This window comes from Desemzia sp. FAM 23989 (assembly GCF_045528345.1).
GTDB lineage: Bacteria > Bacillota > Bacilli > Lactobacillales > Carnobacteriaceae > Desemzia.
On the sequence record NZ_JBGQQT010000088.1, the window covers coordinates 1 to 248 of the forward strand.

General features: G+C 41.5%; 1 protein-coding gene. It reads right to left on the reverse strand.

Annotated features, from left to right (window positions below):
• The coding region (locus ACEN36_RS13180; protein ID WP_407126916.1) for a helix-turn-helix domain-containing protein at positions 1–248 on the reverse strand (248 nt) is incomplete at both ends.

The following is a 248-nucleotide window of genomic DNA, read 5'->3' on the forward strand; positions in this document are numbered from 1 at the left end:
ATATGACGAATGGTCGTATCGGTGTAACAGATAGCATGATCCTCCTTCAAAATTTCAGTAAAATGCTTCACGTTAGGCTTTATCTTAAAACTTTGATAGAGCTCGATCACTTGTCTTTTTGTTTCCTCTGGCACGGCGTGCCTAGCTGCTTTTCCTCTGTTGCCGTGTGAAAAAACAGCTTTTCCTCCTTCTTGATAGTCTTGAATCAATCTGTTAACTTGCCTCATCGAGAGCCCAAGTTCAACACA